Raw genomic sequence first — 1024 nt, forward strand, 5'->3', positions numbered from 1 at the left:
AGGCCCAAAGCCGAACCAGGCCTCGGTGGCAGCGAGCAACCGTGCCACGTTGCGGTGGCTCAGCTGCGCGCCCTTGGGGCGGCCCGTGGAGCCCGAGGTGTAGATCACATAGGCCAGGCTGTCGACCGACACCTGCACCTGCGGATCGGCATCCGATTCGGCCGACAGGTCCAGCGTGTCGACCTCCAGAATCTGCAAGCGGTCTGCGCTCGGAATGCGCGTACGCACAGCAGCCTGCGTCAGCACCAGGGCAATGCCGCTGTCCTCCACCATGTGCGCCAGACGGTCGGCCGGGTAGTCCGGGTCCAGCGGCACATAGGCGCCACCGGCCTTGAGGATGGCCAGCAGGCCGACCACCATCTCCACCGAGCGCGACATGGCAATGCCCACGCGCGACTCGGGACGCACGCCCAGGGCGATCAGGCGGTGGGCCAGGCGGTTGGCCTGGGCGTTGAGTTCGCCGTAGCTGAGGCTTTGTGCTTCGAATACCAGGGCCTTCGCCCCGGGCCGCACACGCGCCTGTTCTTCGATCGCGTGCTGCAGCGGCACGGCATGCGCAAGGCATGGCTGCCTGCTGCCGCAGCGCTCAAGCGCCGTCCGCTCCGTCTCACCCAGAATCTGCAGCGCCCCCGCATTGCTGTGTGGAGCCCGCTCCAGCGCCCCGACGACCGCCTGGATGGCGGCCCCCATGTAGCTGCACAGCCGCTGGGCACCAATGGACTCGCTGGCCTGCATCACGATGCCGAAGCCCTCGCCCAGATCATCGATCGATACCGTTACCGGGTAGTTGGTGCGCTCCTGTCCACCCAGTGCCGTGAGGCCTTCCCATGCGCTGGAAGTCCCGTCATCCTGAACCAGATAACGGTAGTTGAGCAGGGTGGAGAACAGCGGCGTGCCTCCCTCCAGCGCACTGCAGCGCTGCGCCAGCGACAGCGTCGCGTGCTCATGGTGCATCAGCCCCGACAAACCCTCATGTGTCTGGCGCAGGCACTCCTGCACGCTGCGCTCTCCCAGCCGTATGCGT

General features: G+C 67.3%; 1 protein-coding gene. It reads right to left on the reverse strand.

Going from position 1 to position 1024, the window contains the following annotated elements:
• Positions 1 to 1024 (reverse strand): AMP-binding protein (locus tag INR38_RS28570; RefSeq protein WP_207444611.1); only part of this gene is annotated, 1024 nt, incomplete at both ends.

It is taken from the genome of Delftia sp. SD018 (assembly GCF_017355445.1).
In the GTDB taxonomy this organism is placed as follows: Bacteria; Pseudomonadota; Gammaproteobacteria; order Burkholderiales; family Burkholderiaceae_C; genus Comamonas; species Comamonas acidovorans.